At 71.3% G+C, this 23,187-nt stretch carries 23 protein-coding genes; 3 read left to right on the top strand and 20 right to left on the bottom strand.

All coding sequences use genetic code 11. From position 1 onward, the window contains the following. Positions 1-195 precede the first annotated feature (195 nt). Entirely contained in the window at positions 196-576 is a 381-nt protein-coding gene (locus AC1DP1_RS12860) for an RNA polymerase-binding protein RbpA (RefSeq protein ID WP_191195626.1), read from the top strand. A 27-nt stretch (positions 577-603) separates the two neighbouring features. Here AC1DP1_RS12860 and AC1DP1_RS12855 read toward each other — a convergent pair whose 3' ends face one another. The 7 genes from AC1DP1_RS12855 to kdd form a co-directional block, all read right to left on the bottom strand. Continuing rightward, the gene (locus tag AC1DP1_RS12855) at positions 604-1,164 is read right to left on the bottom strand and encodes an FxsA family protein (protein WP_477507174.1); all 561 of its coding nucleotides are present in this window, start codon (positions 1,162-1,164) and stop codon (positions 604-606) included. Further along, positions 1,161-1,883, bottom strand: coding sequence for a polyprenol monophosphomannose synthase (locus AC1DP1_RS12850; RefSeq protein WP_457190166.1), 723 nt, complete (start codon positions 1,881-1,883; stop codon positions 1,161-1,163). Before AC1DP1_RS12850 ends, AC1DP1_RS12855 begins: the two co-directional genes overlap by 4 nt. A gap of 26 nt (positions 1,884-1,909) precedes the next feature. Continuing rightward, on the bottom strand, positions 1,910-3,475 hold the full coding sequence (gene lnt / locus AC1DP1_RS12845) for an apolipoprotein N-acyltransferase (RefSeq protein ID WP_477507173.1): 1,566 nt from the start codon (positions 3,473-3,475) through the stop codon (positions 1,910-1,912). Between the two features lie 418 nt (positions 3,476-3,893). Continuing rightward, positions 3,894-4,292: a 3-aminobutyryl-CoA ammonia lyase gene (kal, locus tag AC1DP1_RS12840; RefSeq protein WP_477507172.1), complete on the bottom strand. Its 399-nt coding sequence runs from the start codon at positions 4,290-4,292 to the stop codon at positions 3,894-3,896. After that, entirely contained in the window at positions 4,289-5,026 is a 738-nt protein-coding gene (gene kamE / locus AC1DP1_RS12835) for a lysine 5,6-aminomutase subunit beta (protein WP_191195630.1), read from the bottom strand. Before kamE ends, kal begins: the two co-directional genes overlap by 4 nt. Then, positions 5,023-6,609, bottom strand: a complete 1,587-nt coding sequence (gene kamD, locus AC1DP1_RS12830) for a lysine 5,6-aminomutase subunit alpha (protein WP_477507171.1) — start codon at positions 6,607-6,609, stop codon at positions 5,023-5,025. The genes kamE and kamD overlap by 4 nt, the downstream gene beginning before the upstream one ends. A 1-nt stretch (position 6,610) precedes the next feature. After that, entirely contained in the window at positions 6,611-7,690 is a 1,080-nt protein-coding gene (gene kdd, locus AC1DP1_RS12825; protein WP_477507170.1) for an L-erythro-3,5-diaminohexanoate dehydrogenase, read from the bottom strand. 175 nt (positions 7,691-7,865) lie between these two features. Between kdd and AC1DP1_RS12820 the strand changes: the two genes are divergently transcribed. Together AC1DP1_RS12820 and AC1DP1_RS12815 are read left to right on the top strand one after the other, a co-directional pair. Next, on the top strand, positions 7,866-9,332 hold the full coding sequence (locus AC1DP1_RS12820) for a KamA family radical SAM protein (protein ID WP_477507169.1): 1,467 nt from the start codon (positions 7,866-7,868) through the stop codon (positions 9,330-9,332). A 254-nt stretch (positions 9,333-9,586) separates the two neighbouring features. Beyond that, positions 9,587-10,534: a type IV toxin-antitoxin system AbiEi family antitoxin domain-containing protein gene (locus AC1DP1_RS12815; protein WP_477507168.1), complete on the top strand. Its 948-nt coding sequence runs from the start codon at positions 9,587-9,589 to the stop codon at positions 10,532-10,534. A 103-nt stretch (positions 10,535-10,637) separates the two neighbouring features. Here AC1DP1_RS12815 and AC1DP1_RS12810 read toward each other — a convergent pair whose 3' ends face one another. The 13 genes from AC1DP1_RS12810 to pafA all read right to left on the bottom strand — a co-directional run. Then, positions 10,638-11,285 carry a maleylpyruvate isomerase family mycothiol-dependent enzyme gene (locus tag AC1DP1_RS12810; RefSeq protein ID WP_477507258.1) on the bottom strand — a complete coding sequence of 216 codons (648 nt, stop codon included), beginning with the start codon at positions 11,283-11,285 and terminating at the stop codon, positions 10,638-10,640. 52 nt (positions 11,286-11,337) lie between these two features. Continuing rightward, on the bottom strand, positions 11,338-11,907 hold the full coding sequence (locus AC1DP1_RS12805; protein ID WP_457190103.1) for a TetR/AcrR family transcriptional regulator: 570 nt from the start codon (positions 11,905-11,907) through the stop codon (positions 11,338-11,340). A gap of 7 nt (positions 11,908-11,914) precedes the next feature. Beyond that, on the bottom strand, positions 11,915-12,382 hold the full coding sequence (locus AC1DP1_RS12800) for an Lrp/AsnC family transcriptional regulator (protein WP_477507167.1): 468 nt from the start codon (positions 12,380-12,382) through the stop codon (positions 11,915-11,917). Between the two features lie 10 nt (positions 12,383-12,392). Then, entirely contained in the window at positions 12,393-13,328 is a 936-nt protein-coding gene (locus AC1DP1_RS12795) for a 5'-3' exonuclease (protein WP_477507166.1), read from the bottom strand. Positions 13,329-13,404: 76 nt separating this feature from the next. After that, positions 13,405-16,209, bottom strand: a complete 2,805-nt coding sequence (locus tag AC1DP1_RS12790) for a DEAD/DEAH box helicase (RefSeq protein ID WP_457190097.1) — start codon at positions 16,207-16,209, stop codon at positions 13,405-13,407. 7 nt (positions 16,210-16,216) lie between these two features. Next, positions 16,217-17,122, bottom strand: coding sequence for a diacylglycerol kinase (locus tag AC1DP1_RS12785; protein ID WP_477507165.1), 906 nt, complete (start codon positions 17,120-17,122; stop codon positions 16,217-16,219). Positions 17,123-17,191: 69 nt separating this feature from the next. Continuing rightward, positions 17,192-17,602 carry a hypothetical protein gene (locus AC1DP1_RS12780; protein WP_477507164.1) on the bottom strand — a complete coding sequence of 137 codons (411 nt, stop codon included), beginning with the start codon at positions 17,600-17,602 and terminating at the stop codon, positions 17,192-17,194. Between the two features lie 32 nt (positions 17,603-17,634). Next, positions 17,635-18,471, bottom strand: a complete 837-nt coding sequence (tatC, locus tag AC1DP1_RS12775; RefSeq protein WP_477507163.1) for a twin-arginine translocase subunit TatC — start codon at positions 18,469-18,471, stop codon at positions 17,635-17,637. A gap of 15 nt (positions 18,472-18,486) precedes the next feature. Continuing rightward, positions 18,487-18,786, bottom strand: a complete 300-nt coding sequence (gene tatA / locus AC1DP1_RS12770; protein ID WP_300053672.1) for a Sec-independent protein translocase subunit TatA — start codon at positions 18,784-18,786, stop codon at positions 18,487-18,489. Between the two features lie 46 nt (positions 18,787-18,832). Beyond that, positions 18,833-19,828 carry a helix-turn-helix transcriptional regulator gene (locus AC1DP1_RS12765; protein ID WP_477507162.1) on the bottom strand — a complete coding sequence of 332 codons (996 nt, stop codon included), beginning with the start codon at positions 19,826-19,828 and terminating at the stop codon, positions 18,833-18,835. 70 nt (positions 19,829-19,898) lie between these two features. After that, complete coding sequence (locus AC1DP1_RS12760) at positions 19,899-20,879, bottom strand: helix-turn-helix transcriptional regulator (RefSeq protein WP_477507161.1); 981 nt, start codon at positions 20,877-20,879, stop codon at positions 19,899-19,901. A gap of 35 nt (positions 20,880-20,914) precedes the next feature. Beyond that, positions 20,915-21,874 carry an FKBP-type peptidyl-prolyl cis-trans isomerase gene (locus AC1DP1_RS12755; protein WP_300053334.1) on the bottom strand — a complete coding sequence of 320 codons (960 nt, stop codon included), beginning with the start codon at positions 21,872-21,874 and terminating at the stop codon, positions 20,915-20,917. A 109-nt stretch (positions 21,875-21,983) separates the two neighbouring features. After that, the coding region (gene pafA / locus AC1DP1_RS12750; RefSeq protein ID WP_477507160.1) for a Pup--protein ligase at positions 21,984-23,187 on the bottom strand (1,204 nt) is incomplete at its 5' end.

The raw sequence follows: 23,187 nt of genomic DNA, 5'->3' as shown, positions 1-23,187 counted from the left end.
CGCCTGAGCGTGGCCCACACCACCACGAATCCACGGAATTGTGGTGTCCCCGCTACCGTTGAAGATCGTAGAAGTTCCAGGCGCAGCCGAGCCGCGTCGTCATGAGCGGCGTCACGATCCACGGTCTGGCTCGTTGCACCTGGAGAACCCGAACACAACACAACGGGTGTCAGCAACCCAATGGAGGTGGGCACGGTGGCGGAGCGCACACTACGTGGCGCACGGCTCGGCGGCCAGAGTTTCGAGGATGAGCGCGGCATCGAGTTCGCAGCTCGTCAGCAGGTCGGTTACCGGTGCAAGCAAGGACATGACTTCGAGGTCACGATGTCGGTCGAGGCCGACATCCCGGCAGTGTGGGAGTGCCCGCGCTGCGGCGCCGAGGCGCTGAGCACCGCGGGCATCCTCCCGGAGGCCAAGGTCGAGAAGCCGGCTCGTACGCACTGGGACATGCTCCTGGAGCGTCGCTCGGAGAAGGAGCTCGAGGACATCCTCAAGGAGCGCCTCGAGCTGCTGCGCGGCGGCGAGATCGGCCCGGCGCACCTGCACCGCGCCAACAAGAAGAAGCGGGTCAGCTGATCACCTGACAGGTGCCTGCGAGACCCTTCACTCGACGACGTCGCCCCGGACCACCGGGCCTCCGGGCCCCGGTCCGGGGCGTTCGTCGTCTCCGGGACCGAAACCGGTTCCGAACCCGGGGCCGAACCCCGGTCCGCCCCCCGGGCGTCCGAACGGCGTACCGAAGCTGGGCGCCACCACCAGACGGCGCTCGACCAGCTTGGTGAGCAGTCGGCGTGCCACCGGCCGGGTGAACGGCAGGATCAGCACGATCCCGGCGATGTCGAGGACGAAGCCGGGGCTGAGCATCAGCGTGCCGCCGATGAGGATCAGGGCTCCGTCGGCGATCTCGCGGGCGGGCATCCGGCCGCTCTGGAGCGCCTCGCGCAGGGCGATCCACGCGCGACCGCCCTCACGCTTGATCAGCCATGCGCCGAGCATGCTGTCGAGGACGAGCAGGACGATGGTCCACCAGGGTCCGACGAGCTGGCCGACCTGCAGGATGGCCCAGATCTCGACCAGCGGCACGACGACGAACGCGACGGCGAGGACCGGGCGCACCCATCGGCGGCGGCGTCGCGGACCTGTGGGCGGGGTGGGAGCGGTCATGCCCGCGCCCTGGCCCGTCGAAGCTGCCGGCGACGCTCGGAGAGCCCCCACCGGGTGATCATCCGCAGCGACTCGCTCGCGACGTGCCCGCTCATCTTGGAGTCGCCGCGCTCGCGCTCGATGAACTCGATCGGCACCTCCGTCAGGCGGAGGCCACGGCTCACGGTGCGGTAGGCGAGGTCGGTCTGGAACACGTATCCAGTAGACCTCACCGAGCCAAGGTCGATCGCCTCGAGCGTCGTACGACGGAACAGGCGGTAGCCAGCGGTGGCGTCCTTGACGCGGATGCCGAGCAGCAGCCGGACGTAGAGGTTGCCGCCGCGCGAGAGCAGCAGACGCTGGACGGGCCAGTTGACCACCGACCCGCCCGGGACGTAGCGCGAGCCGATCACGAGGTCGGCGGTGTGCAGCGCGTCGAGGAGCCGCTGCAGCTGCTCGGGCTGGTGGGAGCCGTCGGCGTCCATCTCGCCGATGACGTCGTAGCCCGCGCGGAGCGCGACGTCGAAGCCGTGGAGGTACGCGGCGCCCAGTCCGGCCTTCTCGGTGCGGTGCACGACCTTCACGGCCGGGTCGGCGGCCGCCAGGCGGTCGGCGAGGTCACCGGTGCCGTCGGGGCTGTTGTCGTCGACGACCAGCACGTCGACGCCGGGTTGGGCGGCACGCAGCCGCCCGACGATCCACTCGAGGTTCTCCGACTCGTTGTAGGTCGGGACGACCATCACGCAGCGGCCAAGGCCGTCGACACTCACGCGGGCGTACCTCGCTCCACTGGTTGCGGGGGCTGCAGGGGCTGCTGCAGCTCGTGGCCGACGCGGTCGCGCTGCCGGCGACGACGATAGGTGATGAGCACCACCGCTGTGTGCAGGACGAGGAAGAGCATCACGAGTCGTCCCGGCCAGACGCCGAGCCGGACGGCGAGGGTGCGGGTCGTGCTGAGGCCGACGTCCTCCACGAGGACCTCCTGCCCGCGCGCCGGGACCGAGGCGACGACGGTGCCGTCGGGGCGTACGACGCCGGAGATGCCGTTGATCGCGGCCACCACCACCCAGCGTCCGGTCTCCTGCGCCCGCAGACGGCTGATCTCGAACTGCTGCGCGAGCTGGCCGGTGCGGCTGAACATCGCGTTGCTCGTCTGCACCGTGACCAGCTCGGCGCCTCGCGACACCTGGCCGGCGATGCCCTCGTCGTAGGCCACGTCGAAGCAGATCGCGTCGGCCACACGCAGGCCGCCGATCCGGATCGGCTCCAGGCTGGTGCCGCGGACCATGTCGCGCGGGACCTCGGTGAGCCGGCCGTAGGTCGACGGCATCCAGCTGCTGCCGCGGAAGGGGATGTACTCGCCGTAGGGCACCGGGTGCCGCTTGGTGTAGCGGTCGCCGCTGCCGAGGCCCGGCTGGTAGACGATCCCCTGGTTGAGCACCTGGGTGTCGTCGAGCGGGTTGCTGTTGGTGCCGCCCACGAGGATCGGCACGCCGATCGCGTCGGAGGCCGCGACGATGCCGGCGTGGACCTCGGTGTCGAGGAACGGGTCGACGGCCGTGGAGTTCTCCGGCCAGACCACGAAGTCGGGGAGCGGCTTCTCCCCCGCGGCGACCGCGTCAGCGAGGTCCTCGGTGAGCCGCACGTGGTTGGCCGTCACCTCGCGGTGGACGGCCGGCACGTTGAGGCCCGTGCCGGGCACGTCGCCCTGCACGGCCGCGACCGTGGCCGTGCCGCTGCGCTCGAGTGGGAACGGCACGAGGGCGGGCGCGAGGGTCACCACGGCCAGCCCGGCCACGACGGCGTACGTCGTGCGGGTGGGCGAGCGCACCTGCAGCACGACCCACGCGAGCGTCGTGCCCGTCAGCGCGACGAGGAAGCTGACGCCGACCATGCCGATCCACGGCAGGGCGTCGGCCCACGGGGTGCCGGCCGTCGCGTAGACCAGCCGGCCGAACGGCATCCCGCTGAAGGGGAACCCGCTGCGCAACGTCTCGACCCCGACCCACCACAGCGCGGCGAGGACCGGCCACGCGCGCACCCGCATGCTCCACGAGATCCCGATGCCGAGGGGCACGAAGAAGGCCGCCTCCATGGCGCACATCGCGATCCAGGCGTCCGTGCCGACCGAGCGCATCCAGACCATCACGGCGTAGACGAAACCCACCCCGAAGACCAGGCTCGGGAGCCACGCCCGACGCGGCTCCAGGCCGCGCACGCACAGGACGAGCACCGCGATCGCGGGGGGCATCAGCCACGAGTAGCCGACCGGCTCGAACGCCGCCGCCAGCACGAGCCCGCCGGCGAGGGCGAGGAGGCAGCGGAGCAACACGCACAGACCGTAGCCGACGGCCCGATGGGGAGGATCGAGCGCCTGCAGCGGTGCGGGAGGAACCGGGGGGCTTCGGACCAACACGCACTCGTCTGGCTGACGAGCGCGCGAAGTTGTCTACGGCCCTGTGGTCCCTCCCGCATCCAGCCCCCGCGGGGCGCCGTCGACCGGTCGACGGGCGGTGGGCACCGCTGGCTCCGCGTGCCCCACGCTCGTCTCCGCTCTGCCGAAGGCGCCACCCGCGAGCTGCACAGGCGGACCCCGGAACCCTCTCGTCCTCGCGAGGAGGTGTCAACACGTCCCTGACCTGCGACGACGTGCGTTCCTGCAGGTCAACGGACCGGGGGCCGGGCGAAACTCGTCCGACAAATCTCAGCCCCGTCGGCGTGTCGGCGCATGACACGCCGACGATGGGGTATCAGTCGCGCGGTGTGGGCGGGACGACGACCGTGCCCGTGGCGGTCGTGGCGACCACCGGCGGGTCCAGGACGTCCGCGCGCCCCGGTGCGGCGTCGCTCGGAACGCCCCTCCCGACGACGTTCACGGCGAAGTCCATCACCCGGCTGCGGGTCCCCTCCTTCACCAGCGTCGCGGTGATCTCGAGGACGTCGCCGGCCCGGACGGGCGCCCGGAACTGGACGTCGGAGTAGGACGCGAACAGCCCTTCGTCGCCGTCGAGGACGATGCACATCTCCGTGGCCACGTCGCCGAACAGGCCGAGGCTGTAGGCCCCGTCCACGAGGTTGCCGGCGTAGTGGGCGTGGGAGTAGGGGACGTAGCGGCGGTGGGTGACCACGGTGCCGGTGCGGTCGTTCATGAGGCCTTCTCCTGGGTGAGTCGGTGGACGATGAACGACGCGACCTCGCCCGGCGTCGTACCCCTGCTGAAGACGCGGTCGACACCGAGCTCGCCGGCCATCGTCTCGTCGAAGCGGGGTCCGCCGACGACGAGCAGGGGGCGCTTGGCGGCCGGGTAGGCCTCGCGGAAGGCCGCGGACATCTCACGTGTGTTGAGCAGGTGGGCGTCGCGCTGGGTGACCACCTGCGAGACGAGCACGGCGTCGGCCTTCTCCTCGCGGGCGGCCTCGACGAGCTGCGGGACGGAGACCTGGGCGCCGAGGTTCACGACCTTGAGCTCGCGGTAGTACTCCAGGCCCTTCTCCCCGGCGAACCCCTTGATGTTGAGGATCGCGTCGATGCCGACGGTGTGGGCGTCGGTGCCGATGCAGCCGCCCACGACCACCAGGCGGCGCCGCATCGACCGCTTGATCGCGGCGTTGGCCTCCTTGGGCGTCAGCAGCGGGTAGTCGCGCTCCACGACCTCGACCGTGCTGGGGTCGACGAGGTGGTTGACCCGGCCGTAGACGACGAAGAAGGTGAAGCCCTCCCCCATCGGCTTGGCGTGGACGACCAGGGCCGGGTCCATGCCCATCTTGTTGGCCAGCTGCGCGGCAGCGCCCTCGGCGACCTTGGAGTGCTCGATCGGGAGGGTGAACGACAGCTGCACCATGCCGTCGCCGGTCGTGTCGCCATACGGGCGGATCAGACTCACTTCTCCTCCAGGATCTCGGTCGCCGGGTTGTAGTAGTCGGGCGCCTTCTCGGCGACGCCGTCGAGGCCCCTGCCCTTGTCGGCCGGGCGCTTCATCAGGCCGAAGGTGCCGTCGGCGATCGCCGAGAGCAGCGGCGGCTCCCCCGGCACGCTGCGGTCGGCCTTGATGTCCTCGAGCAGGCCGATCGCCTCGCCCAGCACCTCCCGGGCGCGCGAGGCGATGAAGCCGTCGGGCGAGGGGTGGAAGTCCTCGCGCAGGTTGCCGGCGGCGTTCATCACGTAGCGGACGTTCTGCAGGGCCAGGTCGCGGTCAGAGATCCACGGCGTCACGACCGCCTCGGTCATCATGCCGACGAGCAGGATGCCCTGGCCGGTCATGGCGCCGACGAGGTTGAAGAAGCCGTCGAGCAGGTAGCCCTTGAAGATGTCGCCGGTCATGTGCCGGGTGGGCGGCATCCACTTGAGCGGCGCGTCCGGGAACAGCTCGCGGGCGAGCATGGCGTGGGCCAGCTCGAGCCGGAACGAGTCGGGCACCTCGGGGTCGATCTCGAAGGCGTGGCCCAGGCCGAGCTGCCAGTCCTCGAGCCCGGCCTCCTTGGCGAAGTACTCGTTGAGCAGCTGGCTCGTCGTGACCGTGTGGGCGGCCTCGATCGCGTCGGCGGTGGTGAGGTAGTTGTCCTCGCCGGTGTTGATGATGATCCCCGCGCGGGCGTGGACCTGGCGGCTGAAGCGCTGGTCGACGAAGGTGCGGATCGGGTTGATGTCGCGGAAGAGGATCCCGTACATCGAGTCGTTGAGCATCATGTCGAGCCGCTCGAGCCCGGCGAGCGCCGCGATCTCCGGCATGCACAGCCCGGAGGCGTAGTTGGTGAGGCGGACGTAGCGACCGAGCTCCCTCGACGTCTCGTCGAGGGCGGCCCGCATCAGGCGGAAGTTCTCCTGGGTGGCGTAGGTGCCGGCGAAGCCCTCGCGGGTGGCGCCCTCCGGGACGAAGTCGAGCAGCGACTGGCCGGTCGAGCGGATCACGGCGATGACGTCGGCACCCTCGCGGGCGGCGGCCTGCGCCTGCGGGATGTCCTCGTGGATGTCGCCGGTGGCGACGATGAGGTAGATCCAGGGCTTGCTCGGGGCGTCCCCGACCTTCGCGATCATCCGCTCGCGGGCGACACGCTGCCGGTCGACCTGCTTGATGCCGGCCCCGACCGCCTTGCGGGCGGCAGTGCTCGCGCGCTTCGCGTCCTTGCCCTCGGGCACGCGGAACGTCACCGAGCCGGCGGCCGCCTTCTGGGCGAGCGTGAGCAGGTCGTCACCCTCGCCTCGGAGCAGGGCGTCCCACACCGGCAGGCTGACGCCGTGCTCGAGCCCGACGTCGGCGCGTACGACGTCGGCGAGCCGGTTGACCCACGGGGTGCCGTCCGGGTCGGCGCCGCCGAGCCCGGCCAGCCGCAGGGTGGCGCGCTCGACGCTCACCGTGGTGTGGCGCTGGGCGAGGTCGACGATCGGCTTGCCGACCTGGCGGGCCAGCGTGCGGGCACGGCGTACGTCGCCGCGGTCGATGCCGAGGGCGCTCGTGGGGCGGGCCATGTCAGATCCTCCGCTCGAAGAGTCCGCGGACACCGGCGTCGCCCCGCAGCAGCTCCATCGCGTAGGCCGCGTGGCCGGGGACGTAGCCGTTGCCGACGAGCATCCGCACGTCGGCGGCCAGGCCCTCGGCGCCCAGGGCGGCGGCACTGAAGCTGGTGGCCATGGAGAAGAAGATCACGGTGCCGCCCTCGGCGGTGGCGAGGATCGCGCCGCCCTCACACCCGGGGACGTCGACGCACACGACGGTGACGTCGGCCGGCCCGCCGGCGGCGGTGACGGCGTCCCGCAGCGCGATCGGGTCGCGGGCGTCGGAGACCGCGACGGCGTCGGCGAGGCCGGCGGCGGTGAGGAGGTCGTGCTCGGCCTCGTGGGGCACGACGCCGATCGTGCGGGAGGCGCCGGACTTGCGGGCGGCGGCCAGGCTGAGGGAGCCGGACTTGCCCGCTCCCCCGATGACCGCGACGACCGGGGCGTGCCCGCGGGCGACGTACTCCTCCACGAGGCGGGCGGTGAGAGCCGGAGCGCCGCAGACGTCCATCACGCTGAGCGAGAGGGCCGGGTCGAGGTCGTCGGGGATGACGGCGGCGATCGAGCGGCCGAACAGCACGGCGTATCCGTCGCACGGCACCTGCTCGCTGTCGCCGTCCCAGCGGGCCAGGCCGTCCTCGATGACGAGCGGGGTCAGCGTGAGGCTGACCAGGGTCGCGACGCGGTCCCCCACCGCGAGGCCGAGCGGCGACTCGGGACCGACCTCCTCGACCGTGCCGACGAGCATCCCGCCGGAGCCGGTCTCGGGGTTCTGCATCTTGCCGCGGGTGGCGACGATGTCGAGCACCTCGGCGCGGACGGCGTCGCCGTGCTTCTCGCCGTACTTCGTGTGCTTGCGCTCGAGCTGGCGGAACGACGCGGCGTCGAGGTTGAGCCGCTCGACGCGGATGCGCACCTCGTCGGGCCAGAGCTCCGCGCGGGTGTCGAGCCGCCGGGCGGCCTGGGGCAGCACGGCTCCGTCGTCGAGGACACGGTGCAGGCCGGTCGGGTCGCTGGTGCGGACGTCCGCCTGGATGTCCGAGGAGGTGTTCATGCAGGGCATCCTTCTAGGTTCGTCGCGTAGAACCGCAAATCTTGCGGCGTGGCATTGGACGCGCCGCATGTTCTCCACGTACTCTCCCAGATGTGTCGCCGCACACACAACCGGCGCGCCGTCAGACCTGACCCCCGCCGCCCACCGCGGTCCGGGGCCACCGCGAGGAGAACCCATGAGCATCGAGACCGCCACCTCGCTGGAGGAGGCACTCGCCACCGGCCAGCCCTACCCCTACCAGCGGGTCGAGCTCGTCGAGCCCGACTGGACGCGCTTCCCGGGCTGGTCCGACGTGACCGCTGCGGACTGGGCCTCCGTCCAGTGGCAGCGCGCCCACTGCATCAAGAACGTCAAGCAGCTCCGCGAGCTGATGGGCGACCTCCTCGATGAGCGCTTCTACGCCGACCTCGAGCGCGACCAGGCCGAGCGGGCCACGATGTCGATGCTCGTGCCGCCGCAGATGATGAACACGATGGTGCCGACCGTGACGCCGGCGGGCCCGGGCTCGCTCACCGAGGCGTTCTACGCCGACCCGGTGCGCCACTACATGGTCCCGGTCTTCAGCGACCGCCGCACCGACTGGCCCTCCCACCCCCACGCCGCGCGCGACTCGCTCCACGAGCACGACATGTGGGCGACCGAGGGCCTCACCCACCGCTACCCCACCAAGGTGCTCGCCGAGCTGCTGCCGACGTGCCCGCAGTACTGCGGCCACTGCACCCGCATGGACCTCGTCGGCAACTCGACCGCGGTCATCGACAAGCTGAAGTTCGCCGGCAAGCCCAACGACCGGCTCGGCGACATGATCGACTACCTGCGTCGTACGCCGTCCGTGCGCGATGTCGTGGTCTCCGGTGGCGACGTCGCCAACATGCCGTGGCCGCGCCTGGAGGCGTTCCTGATGTCGGTGCTCGAGGTGGACAACATCCGCGACATCCGGCTCGCGACCAAGGCCCTCATCGGCCTGCCGCAGCACTGGCTGCAGCCCGACGTGGTCGAGGGCGTCGCCCGCGTCGCCGCCGTCGCCCGCTCGCGCGGCGTCTCGCTGGCGATGCACACCCACGCCAACCACGCGAACTCCATCACGCCGATCGTGGCCGAGGCCTCGCGGGCGATGCTCGACGCCGGCCTGCGCGACGTACGCAACCAGGGGGTGCTGCTCGACGGCGTCAACGCCGACCCGCACGCCCTGCTCGACCTGTGCTTCCGGCTCCTCGACGGCGCGCAGATCATGCCCTACTACTTCTACATGTGCGACATGATCCCGTTCTCGGAGCACTGGCGGGTCTCGCTCGCCGACGCCCAGCGTCTGCAGCACCACATCATGGGCTACCTGCCGGGCTTCGCGACGCCGCGCATCGTGTGCGACGTGCCGTTCGTCGGCAAGCGCTGGGTGCACCAGAACGCCGACTACGACACCGAGCACGGCATCTCCTACTGGACGAAGAACTACCGCACCTCGATCGAGGCCGACGACGTCGAGGCCCTGTCGCGCTACTACGAGTACTACGACCCGATCCACACCCTCCCCGAGTCCGGCCAGCAGTGGTGGGAGCAGCACGGGCGCCTCGACGAGGCCTCGCTCAAGGCTGCCGAGATGGCCGAGGCCTCCCGCCGCACCGCCGCCCTCCAGGCCTGGTAGGTCCTCGGGGGTCGCTCCGCTCCGCTCCTCTTCAGCGATCCCCGGTCAGCCGGGGATCGCTGAGCTTGTCGACCCGTGCACGGCCTGACAACGTCCGGAAGAGCCTGACAACGTCGTGGGGTCGCGCGGCTGAGGCGCGGTTTCGTACGCCCATCAGAGCCGTGAGCTGTCCACAGGTCAGACGATCGTGCGTCTATCCACAGGCGGACGCGGTTCGGCCTACGCAGCACGTCAGGCGATGCGACGGTGGCGCGATGGAGTTCCGGCTGCGCAAGCTCATCTCGGACCATGGCGTCTTCACCCGCCACGAAGCCTTGGCGCTCGGCTACCACGACCACGCCATCTCGATGCTCGTGAAGTCCGGCGCGTGGGTGCGTGTGCGAAGAGGTGCCTATGTCCTGGGCGACGCCTGGGCCGACCTGAGCCCGAACGACAGGTACGCCGTGCTGTGCCGCGCTGCCCTGCGACAGGCGCGCACCGACGTCGCGCTGAGCCACATCAGTGCTGCGAACGAGCACGGCGCTCCGATGTGGGACCTGGACATGACGCAGGTCCACCTCACGCGGACGGACCACCGGGCGGGTCGCGCGGAAGCAGGCATCGTGCAGCACCGAGGCCGGCTCCAGCCGGGGGACGTCGTCCACCTCGACGGTGTCACGACGATGAGTGCCACCAGGACCGCACTCGAGCTGACCACCGTGCTGGACGTCGAGCACGCGCTCGTCGAGATCGACCACCTGCTGCACCGCAGGCTCACGACGCCGGAGCTGCTGCGCGAGCGGTATGCATCGATGACCGAGTGGCCACGGACGCTCACCACCGACCTGGTCCTGCGGCTGGCGGACGGACGGTCGGAGTCCGTCGGCGAGACGCGTTCACGGTTCCTTTGTTGGGCCCAACAGCTGCCGGCTCCGATCCCGAACTACGCGATCCACGACGCACATGGACGCGAGATCGCGCGCGTGGACCTGGCGTGGCCGACGCTGGGTGTGTTCCTCGAGTTCGATGGCAGGGTCAAGTACGAGGAGCGCCGGCGCCTGGGCGAGAGCGTGACGGACTGTGTGCTCCGCGAGAAGGCACGCGAGTCGCTCATCTGCGAGCTCACGGGATGGCGGTGCATCCGCCTGGTCTGGGCGGACCTCTACCGTCCGGACGAGACAGCCGCCCGGATCCGCCGGCTGTTCCGTACGGAAGCGGCCTGACCCAGGGTTGTCAGGCTTTCCTGGAGGTTGTCGGCCCGTGCACGGCCTGACAAGTTCAGCGATCCCCGGCCGACCGGGGATCGCTGCCGCACGCAGAGGCTTGTCAGAGCCGGGCGAGGAGGGCCGGGGCGCCGGGGCCGGTGAGCTCCTCGGGAGCGACGGGGCGGCCGTAGAGGACCAGCAGGAGGGTCTCGGCCGGCGCCAGGACATCCGGGCCGGACCCACACGTCCAGTCGGTGTCGCTCGCCACGAGGCGTACGCCGGCGACCCGGCGTCGCGCACTCCCGCCGACGACGACGTTCATCGGCCAGGGCGTGCCGAGGCCGAACCCGGCGAGCGGGGCGAGCGACTCGACGGGCACCTGTCCCGGGAGCCCCAGGGGGCGGCGTACGTCCAGCCCGTGCACCACGGCGTCGGCCAGGGCGGCGACCGGGGGCATGCCGATCGGGGTCGCGCCGGTCCGCGCGTTGTCGCGCAGCTGGGCGAGGACGGCGTCTCGGCCGCGCTCGGACCAGCCGACGGCCGATCGGGCGATCATCCGGTTCATCGAGAACCCGTGCCGGACCATGGCAGCCGCGCCGGCACCCACGCCCAGGACGGGGGCCCACGCGAGGTGGGCGGCCACGTCGACCACCCGCCACTGGCTGCACAGCGAAGGCTTCTCCCACTGGTCGGGGGTGAGCCGCTCGAGGGTCTCGACGAAGCCCTGTCGGTGGGCGCGGGTCAGGTCCCGCACCGCGGCGGTGACCATCACGGCCAGGGACCTCGCATCCCTGGAAACTACGCCTGTAGTGAGGCGGCGGTCAAGAGCGATCGGCGCCGGGCCAGCCCAGGGTGTCGATCACGGCACGGATCCGCGTCGCGGCATCGAGGTCGGGTGAGGGCAGCGCCAGCTCGTGGAGCACGAGCCCGGTGACGTAGTTGGCGAGGACGCCGAGGTCGCGCTGCGGGTCGAGGGAGCCGGCGCGGGTGACGAGGTCGAGGGACCACGTGTCGACCTGGTCGGCACCGGACGCCATCCCCGCGCGCAGTCCGGGGTTCTGTGCGGTCTCGACGAGGATGGCGTAGCGGGCGAGCGTCACCATCCGGTCGGGACCCAGCGCGCGGTCGACGAAGCGGCCCAGGGCCTCGGCGACACCCGCCGGCGTCGGGTCGACTTCGTCGCGCGGCCAGGTGGCCATCTCCCGCTCGCGGACGATGAACCGCTCGACGATGCCGAGGACCAGCGCCTCACGGGTGCGGAAGTAGTTGGACGTCGACCCCGCAGGCAGGTCGGCGGCCGCGTCGACGGCGCGGTGCGTCAGCCCGCGCATCCCCTGGGTCCCGACCAGCTCGAGGGCCGCGTCGAGCAGCAGCGTGCGACGGTCGACCATCCCGCGGTCAGTCGACGCGACGGTTCTCGACGGGGCGGTTCTCGAAAGGCGTCGACAGCACGATCGTGGTGCGGGTGGAGACGCTCGCGACCGCGCGGATCCGGGCCAGCAGCTCCTCGAGCGCGAGCGGCGTGGCGACGCGGATCTTGAGGATGTAGGACTCCTCGCCGGCCACCGACCAGCACGACTCGATCTCCGTGATGCCCTTGAGCCGGTCGGGGTAGTCGTCGGGCTGTGACGGGTCGATCGGCGTGATAGAGATGAAGGCCGTCAGCGGTCGACCGAGCTGGTCGTGGTCGACGGTCGCCCCGTAGCCCGTGATCAGCCCGCGTTGCTCGAGACGCTTGACACGCTGGTGCACCGCGGACGTCGACAGGTCGGTCGCCTTGCCCAGGTCGGTGAAGGACATGCGCCCGTCAGCGGCCAGCAGCGCGAGGATCTGCCGGTCCTTGGACTCGACCTCGGAGGAGTTCACGCGCGACACACTAGTGCGAGCCGGACAGCGCCTCCATCAGGCGCACGGCAGACGAGCCGAGCCCCCACTGCGCATCGAGGGCGACGACCGCGTCGTGGTCGGCAGGCGTACGGGGACGGGTCAGGTCGTGCCCGCCGAGGTCGAGGTCACGGCGTACGGCGACCACGCGCGGCGCGACGGCGAGGTAGTCGGCGGCCGCCTTGATCTTGCCGCGCGGTCCGGGGCCCATGTCGGAGTCGGGGTCGCCGGCCGCGGCGATGACGGCGTCGATGGTGCCGAACCTGTTGAGCAACGTCGCAGCGGTCTTGTCCCCCACGCCGGCGACCCCGGGCAGGCCGTCGGACGCGTCCCCGCGCAGTGTCGCGAGGTCGGCGTACTGGTGGGCGTCGACGCCGTACTTGCCGCGCACCCACGCATTGTCGACCCGCTCGTGCTTGCTGACGCCGCGCGCGACGTAGAGCACCCGCACCTCGGCGGCGTCGTCGACGAGCTGGAAGAGGTCGCGGTCGCCGGTCACGATGTCGACCGCCATGCCGGCGTCGGTGGCGAGGGTTCCGATGACGTCGTCGGCCTCCATCTCGGCGTGCCCCACGACCGGGATGCCGTAGGCCTCCAGCACCGACAGGATGATCGGGATCTGCGCCTCGAGCGGGTCGGGCACCTCCTCGACGTCCGGCTTCGGCCCCGGCACCTCGCGCACCACCCGGTGGGCCTTGTAGGACGGAAGCAGGTCGACGCGCCACTGCGGTCGCCAGTCGTCGTCCCAGCAGCACGCCAGGTGCGTCGGGTCGTACTCCCCCACGAGTCGGCTGATGAAGTCCATCAGTCCGCGCACGGCGTTGACGGGGGTGCCGTCGGGCGCCCGCACCGAGTCGGGAACGCCGAAGAACGCCCGGAAGTAGAGAGAGGCGGTGTCGAGCAGCAGGAGGCGGTCGCCGGTGGCCATGGCCGGAAGCCTTCCACATCACGGGGTGGCCGGTTCCGACCCCGCACCGCAGCGAGCCCGTCGACTCGCTCGCGCGTCAGTCGGCCAGCACGCTGTAGGCGATCACGCCGCGCTTGAGCAGCCGGGCGGTCGCCCGCGCCGTCTCGCGCAGCTCCTTCTCGCCCGCCGCGTCGGCCACCTGGCCGCACAGGTCGAGCAGCTGCTTCATCCAGCGCACGAAGTCGCCGGCGGACAGCCCGGTCACCATCAGCACGTCGTCGAGGGCGTCGCCCTCGGCCCAGCGCCACGCTGCCCAGGCGAAGCCCATGTCGGGCTCGCGGAGGAAGTCGAGGTGGTGGTCCCGCTCGAGCGCGTCGAGCTGGCCCCAGAGGCGTACGAGCTCGCCGAGCACGGGCCGCACCTGGCCACCGGGCATCTTGGGCGAGGTGGCGTCGTCGGCGCGCCGGGCCTCGAACACCAGCGCCGACAGCACGGCGGCCAGCTCGGAGGGGGCGAGCCCGTCGAACAGCCCGGCCCGGATCGCCTCGGCGGCGACGAGGTCCATGTCGGTGTAGATCCGCCGCAGGTGCGAACCCTTCTCGGTGACCTTGTCGCCCTCGAGGTAGCCGAGCGCGGCCAGGACGTCGCAGACGCGGTCGAAGGTGCGGGCGACCGTGTTGGTGCGGTTGTCCACCCGCCGCTTCAGGGTCTCGGTGTCGCGCTGGAGCTTGAACCAGCGCTCCGCCCACCGCGAGTGGTCCTCGCGCTCGGGGCACTGGTGGCAGGGGTGCGCCTTGAGCTCGGTGCGCAGGCGTGCGACCTCCCGGTCGGTCGGGGTGTCGCCGAAGGAGTCGCGCTGCTTGGCGCGCCGCTCCCCCGGCGCGTCGAGGTCGTGGGCCTTGGACCGGAGTGCCGTCGCGAGGTCGCGCCGCATGGCCGGGTTGCGCCCGTTGAACGACTTGGGGATCCGCAGCCGCCCGATGGCCTCCACCGGGGTCGGGAAGTCCATCGGTGCGAGGCGCCGCGCCTGGCGGTCGGCGGTGAGGACGTAGGGGCGTGGCTCGTCGCCGGAGTGGCCCGGGTCGATCACGACCGCGAGGCCGCTGAACTTGCCGGCGGGTACGTGGATCACGTCGCCGGGGCGAAGCTTCCCGAGCGACCGCATCGCCTCCTCGCGGCGGTCCATGCGACGCTCCCGCGCGGCCCCCTTCTCGAGGTCGGAGATCTGCCGGCGCAGGGCGGCGTACTCCATGAAGTCGCCGACGTGGCACGTCGCGGCCTCGCGGTAGCCGTCGAGGGCCTCCTCGGCCTTGTGCACCTGCCGGGCCAGCCCGACGACGGCCTTGTCGGCCTGGAACTGGGCGAAGGACTGCTCGAGCAGCTCACGCGACGTCGCCCGGCCGAACTGGTGCACGAGGTTGACCGCCATGTTGTAGGACGGCCGGAAGGAGGAGCGGAGCGGGTAGGTGCGGGTGGAGGCGAGGCCGGCGACCTCACCGGGGTTCATCCCCGGCTGGTAGAGCACGACGCCGTGGCCCTCGATGTCCAGGCCACGCCGCCCCGCGCGACCAGTGAGCTGGGTGTACTCCCCCGGCGTCAGGTTGGCGTGGGTCTCGCCGTTCCACTTCGACAGCTTCTCGATCACCACCGTGCGGGCGGGCATGTTGATGCCGAGGGCCAGGGTCTCGGTGGCGAAGACGACCTTGACCATGCCCTCCTGGAACAGCTCCTCGACGACCTGCTTGAACGCCGGCAGCAGCCCGGCGTGGTGGGCGGCGACGCCGCGGGTCAGCCCGTCGAGGAACTCGTGGTAGCCGAGGACGTGGAGGTCCTCCTCGGGCAGTGTGCGTGACGCCTCCTCGACCCGGGCGAAGATCTCGTCGCGCTCGGCGGCGGTCGTCAGGCGGGTGTTGGCCTGCACGAGCTGGGTCACGGCCGCGTCGCACCCGGCCCGGCTGAAGATGAACACGATCGCCGGCAGCAGGCCCTCGCGGTCGAGGCGCTCGACGACCTCGACGCGGCTCGGGATCCACACCCGGCGTCCGTTGCCCACCGATCGGGGGTTCTTGGGCGACCCGGGCTTGCCCTTGCGCGGCGAACGCCGGTCGCGCATCAGCCGCGAGCTCGCCCAGTCGTCGCGGGCGATGCGGGTCAGCTCGTCGTTGACCGGCGCGCCCTCCTTCACGAAGCCGGCGCTGGCGTCGACGTCGGAGGAGGCGAAGAGGTCGAGCAAGCGGCGGCCGACCATGACGTGCTGGAACAGCGGCACCGGCCGCTTCTCCTCCAGGATCGTCGTGGTCTCACCGCGGACGGTGGCCAGCCACTCGCCGAACTCCTCCGCGTTGGAGACCGTCGCCGAGAGGGACACGAGCGTCACCGACTCCGGGAGGTGGATGATGACCTCCTCCCACACCGCCCCGCGCATCCGGTCGGCGAGGTAGTGCACCTCGTCCATGACCACGAACCCGAGGCCGAGCAACGTGCGCGATCCGGCGTAGAGCATGTTGCGCAGCACCTCGGTGGTCATCACGACCACCGGTGCCTCGCCGTTGATCACGTTGTCGCCGGTCAGCAGGCCGACCTTGTCGGCGCCGTAGCGCTTGACCAGGTCGTGGTACTTCTGGTTGGACAAGGCCTTGATCGGCGTCGTGTAGAAGGCCTTGCGTCCGGTCTGGAGCGCCAGGTGGATGGCGAACTCGCCCACGACCGTCTTGCCGGACCCGGTCGGGGCAGCGACGAGCACGCCGCGTCCGTCCTCGATCTCCCGGCAGGCGCGGAGCTGGAAGTCGTCGAGCTCGAAGCCGTAGAGGCCCTCGAAGTCCTTGAGCATCGGGAAGGGCTTCTCGCGCTGGAACGCGGCGTAGCGCTCGGCGGGCGTGGGCTGGTCGTCGTGCTCGCTCATCAGGTCCTCATGCAATCACGTCCAGCGCGCCGGGGACGCACTCGACGGTCAGGGGCAGCGGGCCGAAGCGCTCGCCGTCGGCGTACGACACGATGCCGGGCGCCGCCACAGTGACGGTCCGCACCCGCCGGTGGACGTACTCCGCCACGCCGTCGATCCTCCCGGTGAACAGCCGCGGGTAGGAGCGGACCAGCTTGGGCTTGCTCATCCGGGTGATGACGACGACGTCGAGCAGCCCGTCGTCGAGGAGGGCGCCCTCGGTGATCCGGAGCCCGCCCCCGAACGACGGTCCGTTGCCCACGGCGACGAGCATCGCCTCGTGCTCGACGGTCTCGCCGTCGAGCTGCAGCACGTAGGGGATCGGGCGGAAGGTGCGGAGCTCCGCGAGCGTGGCGAGGTTGTAGCGCATCTGGCCACGGGGCCAGGTCATCGCGTTGGCCCGCTCGTTGACGATCGCGTCGAAGCCGGCGGCGAGCACGGTCACGAACCACCGGTCGCCGCTGCGGGCCAGGTCGATGGTGCGCCGCCGCGAGGCGATGACCCGGTCGGCAGCCGCCACGGGATCGGTGCGCGGGAGGTCGAGGTAGCGCGCGAAGTCGTTGCCGGTGCCGCTGGGGATCACGCCCAGGGGTACGCCGGTGCCGGCCACGGCCTGCACCCCGAGGTGCACGAGGCCGTCGCCGCCGCACACCACGAGAGCCTCGACCCCGTCGGCGACGCACGCACGCGCCAGGTCGGCCGCCTCGTCGGCGTCGCGACCCGCGAGGTTGCGCACGACGAAGCCGCTCTCCCGCAGCCGGGCCAGGGCGACGTCGCGGTGGCGTGCTCCCCGCCCGCGACCCGACGTCGGGTTGGTCAGCAGGGCGATCTCCCGCCCCCGCACGAGGCGGTCGGGCGCAGCCGGGTCGTGCATGGCGCCAACCTATCCCCCGGCACCGACCGGTCGGCTCGACTCTCCCGTACGCCCGGACGGCGGTGGCGGTCAGCCCAGCCGCAGCAGGACGGCGTACCGCTCGGCGCGTGCTCCGACTGCGCGGGCCAGCCGGCCGAGGGCGTCGAGCACCAGCTCGGGGCCGAAGCGGGTCCCCGGGACGGCCAGGACCATGCGCGAGCCGTGCTCGCCGATCACGACCTGCCCGTGGCGCCACGCCTGGTGGACCCGCAGCCGGGTCGCGTCGTCCACGACCGGCTCCGGGTAGGCCTCGTCGACAGCCAGCAGGTCGCACACGATCTCCTGCGACGCCCCTGCCAGGTGGTCGGACTGGTCCGCCGCCAGCCGACCGCGGACGAGGTGCCCGGTCTGGAGGCCCTCGTCGGCGCGCCAGACCACGTCGCCGGTGCCGAGCCACTCCGGCAGGTCGAACGGGTCGATGTCGGTGAGGGTGGCCTGCATGGGTCCACCCTGTCAGAACCGGTTGGGGGGCCTCAGATGGAGGACAGCTCGTCCGGCGAGAGGCCGGCGTTGGGAGCGCGGCGGGCGCGGCGCTTGTCGTTGAACCGCGCGATGGCCTCGGAGGCGAAGAACAGCAGCACCATCGGGACCGCCATCAGGGTCATCGTGAAGGGATCGGCCGAGGGGGTCGCGACGGCGGCGAAGATGAAGGTGCCGATGACGATCCACGGTCGGTAGGCCTTGAGGGCGGACCCCTTCACCACGCCCGCGAAGTTGAGCAGCACGACGAAGACCGGGATGTTGAAGGCCAGCCCGAACACGAAGAGCGTGCGGGTGAAGAACTGCAGGTAGTCGTTGAAGTCGATCAGGTTCGTGACGCCGTCGGGGTTGAAGCCGATCAGCACCTCGAGCGCGATCGGCAGGGTGACGTAGCCCAGGACGATGCCGGTGAGGAAGAGCGGTCCGGCGACGGCCACGAAGACGCGGCTCATCTTCCGCTCCTGGGCGTAGAGCCCGGGCAGCACGAACGCCCAGATCTGGTAGAGCCAGTAGGGCGCGGTCACGATGGCGGCGGCGAAGCCACACAGGGTCAGCCAGAGGAGCAGGCCTGCGCCTGCGCCGCTGGTCGTGGCGATCGACGTGCCGGCCGCCAGTGTCTTCTGGGCCTCCTGGTAGGGGCCGTAGACCGCGTCGTAGATCGCGTGACGAAAGACGATCGCCACCGCGAGCGCGACGCCGAACACCAGCAGGCAGCGCAGCAGCCGCGCGCGGAACTCGCGGAAGTGGTCGGCGAGTGCCATCCGCCCGTCGGGGCCGACGGCGTCGGACGACGGCCCCTTGAACAGGCCGACGAGACCGGCGATCCTCAATCTGGACTCCGGCGATCAGGCGGTGGTGTCGTCGCGCCGCTCGCGCAGCACCTCACCGGAGGTGTCGTTGCGCACCTCGCCACCCGCGGCCGGGTCGCGGGCCTCGTTGCGGGCCTCGATCTCGCGCTGCTCCGGGGTCTTGTCGTCGTCCTCGTCGTCGCGGAGGCTCTTGGTCTCCGTCTTGAAGATGCGCAGCGCCTGACCCGAGCTGCGGGCCAGGTCGGGGAGCTTGGCGGCACCGAACACGAGCACCACGATCGCCAGGATCACGAGCCACTCCAGGCCCTGCGGCATGCCGATCATCGGGTTGATCATGTGGGTCACTCCGTCATTGGTGGTGTGGTGCATCACGTGCTGGGGGTCAGTCGGAGTCTACGCCGTCGTCCTCGTACATGCGGAGCGCCGCCCGGGCCGCGGTCGTGAAAGCGTCGGCGTACGCGGCCGGTGCGAGCAGCTCGGCGTGGGGCGCCAGGCGCAGGAGCAGGGACTTCACCCACTCCTCGCTGGCCACCTCGAGGTCGACGTCGATCGTGCCGTGGGGACCCGGTCGCCGGCCGGTCACCGGGTAGTACTCGACGACCCAGCGCGCCGGGGGTGCCAGGCGCAGGGTGACGGTCGTGGTCTCGGCGTCGGTGAACCAGCCGCCGGTGAGGTCGCGGGCGCGTGCGCCCGGGTCGGCGACGGGGCTGTCGAGCTCCGTGGCGGCCACGATGCGGTCGACCCGGAAGGCGCGGTCGCCCCCGGCGGTGTGGCACCAGGCGTCGAGGTAGAGCAGGTCTTCGACCCGGGCCAGCCCGCGGGGATCGACGACGCGGCGGGACTCCCGGTCGCGGGACGGCACGTGGTAGGTGATCTCGGCCTGGTGGCCGTGGGCCAGCGCCGACTCCAGCACCGGGACGACGGCGCTGCTCTCGAGCGGCGTCGGCGTGACGTGCAGGCGGAGCAGGCCCTCGCCGTCCTGGCCGGCGGCCTCCTCGAGCTTGGCCAGGGTCCGCTCGATGACCTCGCGTGCCTCGGCGGGGGCGGTGTCGACCATCGTGCGCAAGGCCACGACGAGCGAGGTGGCCTCGGCGGGCGAGAAACGCACCGGCCGGGCGAGGTAGTCGGCGTTGTCGACCCGGATGATCCGGTCGCCCTCCAGTGCCTCGAGGTCGACCTCGATGAGGTCGCCGGGCAGCCCGGGCGACACCCCGGTCATGAACAGCAGCCGCAGGTCGCGCTCGATCTGGTCCGCGTGGGTGCCGAAGTGGGCGGCGGCGTCCTCGAGGCGCACCTCGCCGCGTGCCAGGAGGTAGGGCACCAGCGCGAGCAGGCGCGCCACCTGGTCGGGCGCGGTGTCGCCGGTCTGCGCGGTCATGGTCGGGGTCCCCTCGGAGGTGTCGACCGGAGGAGCGAAGCGGGGGAGGACGAGAGCTTCGTGGGGTGGCTCATGACGACTCACGCGATGAGGCCACGGCGCGGAGCCGGGCGACGACGTCGTCGCGCAGGGACTGCGGCGCCACCACGACCACGTCGGCGCCGTAGGTGAGCACCTCGTCGGCCAGCTCGTGCACGGGCCCCTGGACGACCACGGCGTCCCACCCGGGGCGGTCGGCGATCGGCGTCAACGACTCCGCTCGCCGCCGCAGGCCGACGCCGGTGCCCTGCCGCACCCGGACCTCGGCCCGGACGGAGGGGTACGACGGCGAGAGCCGCCGGGCGACCTCGCGCACGTCGGTGCCTGGCGGGACGTCGTACGCCCCGGACTTGCCGCTGGCACGGACGGTGCCGACGATGCGGGACAGCCGGAAGACGCGCTCGGCACCGCGGTCGACGTCGAAGCCCACGACGTACCAACGGCCCGAGGAGCGCGCGAGACCCCAGGGCTGGAGCCGTCGGGTGGTGGGTGCGGTCTCGTCGGCGCGCTGGTAGGGGAAGCTGACCTGACGACGCTTGCCGATCGCGTCCCAGAGCGGCTCGAAGGCCGGCTCGTCGGCGGTGATGGCCGGGGCGACGACCTCGAGGCGTGACGGGTCGATCTCGACGCCCTGTCCCTTCAGCTTGGCCAGCGCCCGGCCCGTCGCCTTCGCGAGGGTCGCCTGCTGCCAGACCTGGGCGGCCAGCCCGAGCACGGCCGCCTCGTCGGACTCGAACCGGATCTCGGGGAGCGAGGTCTGCTCGGTCGGGATGCGGTAGCCGATCTCGTCGTCGAAGAACGCGTCAGCGCTCCCGACCTCGATCACGGCGCCGATCTGGCGCAGGGCGTCCTTGTCGCGCTCGAAAGCACGCTCGAACGCCTCGTCGCCGGCCGGCCCGCGGGCGTGCTCGGGGTAGCACGCCTCGCGGATCGCGTCCTTGCCGATGAAGCGCTTGGCGCCGAGCAGCAGGATGTGGAGGTTCATCAGCCGTTCTGCCCGTGGCTGCACCATGCCTGTCCCCCTCTCCCCTGCGCCGGTCGGTCGGGTCAGGAAGCGCCGAGGATGTCGACGACGAAGAACAGGGTGTCGGTGCCCTTGATCCCGGCCTGCTCGTTGCCCTGCTCGCCGTAGCCGTCTGCCGGCGGGATCTCGAGGATCACGCGCGAACCGACGGTGCGACCCACGAGGCGCTCGTCCCAGCCCGGGATGACCTGGCCGACACCGATCGGGAACTCGGCCGGCTCGCCGCTGTAGGACTCGTCGAACGGCTTGTCGGCGTCGTAGACCTGGCCGAGGTAGTTGACGGTGAGGGTCTGGCCGGCCTTCACCTTGGCGCCGTCGCCCTTCACGAGGGTGGTGGCGATCAGCTTGCCGCTGGGCTTGTGGGCGGTGCTGAAGTCGAGGCCGGTGATGACACCGTCCTTCTCGACCAGCTCCGGCGCCCAGCCCGCGGGCTTCTTGTCCTCGCCCTGCGGGCCGTCGAGCGGCGGCACCGTCTCGGACCGGCCGAGGATGTCGACGACCGCCAGGACAGCGTCCTTGTTGCCGATGCCGATGTCGGGGCGCCCGCCCTCACCGAACGCCTCCTCGGCGCTGGTGAGCAGCACGACTCGGTCGCCGACCTGGTTGCCGATGACCGTCTCGCGCAGGAACGGCAGGATGTCTTCCGACATCTCCACCGACTGCGGGGCACCGTCCTTGGTCCAGGTGCTCTGCGCCTTCTTCTCGGTGAAGCCGTTGCCGATCCACCAGTTGGCCTTCACGGTGTCGCCCTCGGCGACCTCCTCGCCGTCGCCCTCGACGAGGACCTCGGTCTCGTCCTTCGAGCCGTCGAGGCGGCCGTCGAAGGTGACCTTCGGCTCCGAGCCCTGGTCGCCCTCGATGGTCACCGAGCTGAGCGACTCGCCGCCCTCCTGCGGGTCGCTGGAGCCGGAGCCGCACGCGGCAAGGCCGAGCATGCTGAGGGAGAGGACACCGCTGAGGGCAGCGGAACGTACACGAGACACGGATTCACCTGTTCGATCGGTCGGCGTTGCCCGGACACCCTATCCAGCACACCCCACGCGCACCGCCGCGACACCGCCGTGACGCCCGCGCGGGCAGGTCACGGGGAGGTCACATGCCGTCGATGAGGCGCTGCACCCGCTCGTCGTACGCCTTGAACGGGTCCTTGCACAGCACCGTGCGCTGCGCCTGGTCGTTGAGCTTGAGGTGCACCCAGTCGACGGTGAAGTCACGACGCCGCTCCTGCGCGCGACGGATGAACTCGCCTCGCAGGCGCGCACGGGTGTTCTGCGGCGGCACGCTCTTGGCCTCGAAGATCTTCAGGTCGCTGCTCACGCGGGCGACCGCGCCGCGCTTCTCGAGGAGGTAGTAGAGACCGCGCCCCCGGTGGATGTCGTGGTAGGCGAGGTCGAGCTGCGCGATGCGGGCGTCGCCGAGGGACAGGCCGTGCTTGGCGCGGTAGCGCTCGATCAGCTTGAGCTTGATGACCCAGTCGATCTCGCGGTCCACGAGACCGAGGTCGTCGGACTCGACGGCCTTGAGGCCGCGCTCCCACAGGTCGAGCGCCCGCTCGATGGTCGGGGTGGAGATCTGGCGACGGTCGACGAAGTCGCGGGCCTTGCCGAGGTACTCGGCCTGGATCTCCAGCGCGCTGGCCTCGCGGCCGTTGGCCAGGCGGACCTTGCGCTGGCCGGTGGGGTCGTGGCTGATCTCGCGGATCGCGCGGATCGGGTTCTCCATCGTGAGGTCGCGCATGACCACGCCCTCCTCGATCATCCGCAGCACGAGGTCGCACGACGCCACCTTGAGCATCGTGGTGGTCTCGCTCATGTTGGAGTCGCCCACGATGACGTGGAGGCGCCGGAACCGCTCCGCGTCGGCGTGCGGCTCGTCGCGGGTGTTGATGATGGGCCTGCTGCGGGTGGTGGCGCTGCTGACGCCCTCCCAGATGTGCTCGGCGCGTTGGCTCACGCTGTACGACGCCCCGCGCGGCGTCATCACGACCTTGCCGGCGCCGACGACGATCTGCCGGGTCACCAGGAACGGGATCAGGATGTCGGCCAGCTTGCTGAACTCCCCCGCGCGGCCGACGAGGTAGTTCTCGTGGCAGCCGTAGGAGTTGCCGGCGGAGTCGGTGTTGTTCTTGAACAGGTAGATGTCGCCGGCGATGCCCTCCTCGTGCAGGCGCGCCTCGGCGTCGAGCAGCAGGCCTTCGAGGATGCGCTCGCCCGCCTTGTCGTGCGTGACGAGGTCGACGATGTCGTCGCACTCCGGGGTGGCGTACTCGGGGTGGCTGCCGACGTCGAGGTAGAGC

This window comes from Nocardioides sp. P4_G10 (genome assembly GCF_056401175.1).
Note: the sequence above shows the minus strand (reverse complement) of the source record. Positions and strands in the feature narration are given on the sequence as shown.

Excerpts from the sequence above, each read along its gene's own strand:
- AC1DP1_RS12780 (WP_477507164.1), bottom strand. The coding sequence starts at position 17,602 with ATGCAGGCCACCCTCACCGACATCGACCCGTTCGACCTGCCGGAGTGG.
- kal (WP_477507172.1), bottom strand. The coding sequence starts at position 4,292 with ATGAACGACCGCACCGGCACCGTGGTCACCCACCGCCGCTACGTCCCC.
- tatA (WP_300053672.1), bottom strand. The coding sequence starts at position 18,786 with ATGATCAACCCGATGATCGGCATGCCGCAGGGCCTGGAGTGGCTCGTG.
- AC1DP1_RS12795 (WP_477507166.1), bottom strand. The coding sequence starts at position 13,328 with ATGGCCACCGGCGACCGCCTCCTGCTGCTCGACACCGCCTCTCTCTAC.
- AC1DP1_RS12855 (WP_477507174.1), bottom strand. The coding sequence starts at position 1,164 with ATGACCGCTCCCACCCCGCCCACAGGTCCGCGACGCCGCCGCCGATGG.
- kdd (WP_477507170.1), bottom strand. The coding sequence starts at position 7,690 with ATGAACACCTCCTCGGACATCCAGGCGGACGTCCGCACCAGCGACCCG.
- AC1DP1_RS12820 (WP_477507169.1), top strand. The coding sequence starts at position 7,866 with ATGAGCATCGAGACCGCCACCTCGCTGGAGGAGGCACTCGCCACCGGC.
- AC1DP1_RS12760 (WP_477507161.1), bottom strand. The coding sequence starts at position 20,879 with ATGGTGCAGCCACGGGCAGAACGGCTGATGAACCTCCACATCCTGCTG.
- AC1DP1_RS12815 (WP_477507168.1), top strand. The coding sequence starts at position 9,587 with ATGGAGTTCCGGCTGCGCAAGCTCATCTCGGACCATGGCGTCTTCACC.
- AC1DP1_RS12790 (WP_457190097.1), bottom strand. The coding sequence starts at position 16,209 with ATGAGCGAGCACGACGACCAGCCCACGCCCGCCGAGCGCTACGCCGCG.
- AC1DP1_RS12785 (WP_477507165.1), bottom strand. The coding sequence starts at position 17,122 with ATGCACGACCCGGCTGCGCCCGACCGCCTCGTGCGGGGGCGGGAGATC.
- AC1DP1_RS12805 (WP_457190103.1), bottom strand. The coding sequence starts at position 11,907 with ATGGTCGACCGTCGCACGCTGCTGCTCGACGCGGCCCTCGAGCTGGTC.
- AC1DP1_RS12810 (WP_477507258.1), bottom strand. The coding sequence starts at position 11,285 with ATGGTCACCGCCGCGGTGCGGGACCTGACCCGCGCCCACCGACAGGGC.
- AC1DP1_RS12850 (WP_457190166.1), bottom strand. The coding sequence starts at position 1,883 with ATGGTCGTCCCGACCTACAACGAGTCGGAGAACCTCGAGTGGATCGTC.
- kamD (WP_477507171.1), bottom strand. The coding sequence starts at position 6,609 with ATGGCCCGCCCCACGAGCGCCCTCGGCATCGACCGCGGCGACGTACGC.
- AC1DP1_RS12765 (WP_477507162.1), bottom strand. The coding sequence starts at position 19,828 with ATGACCGCGCAGACCGGCGACACCGCGCCCGACCAGGTGGCGCGCCTG.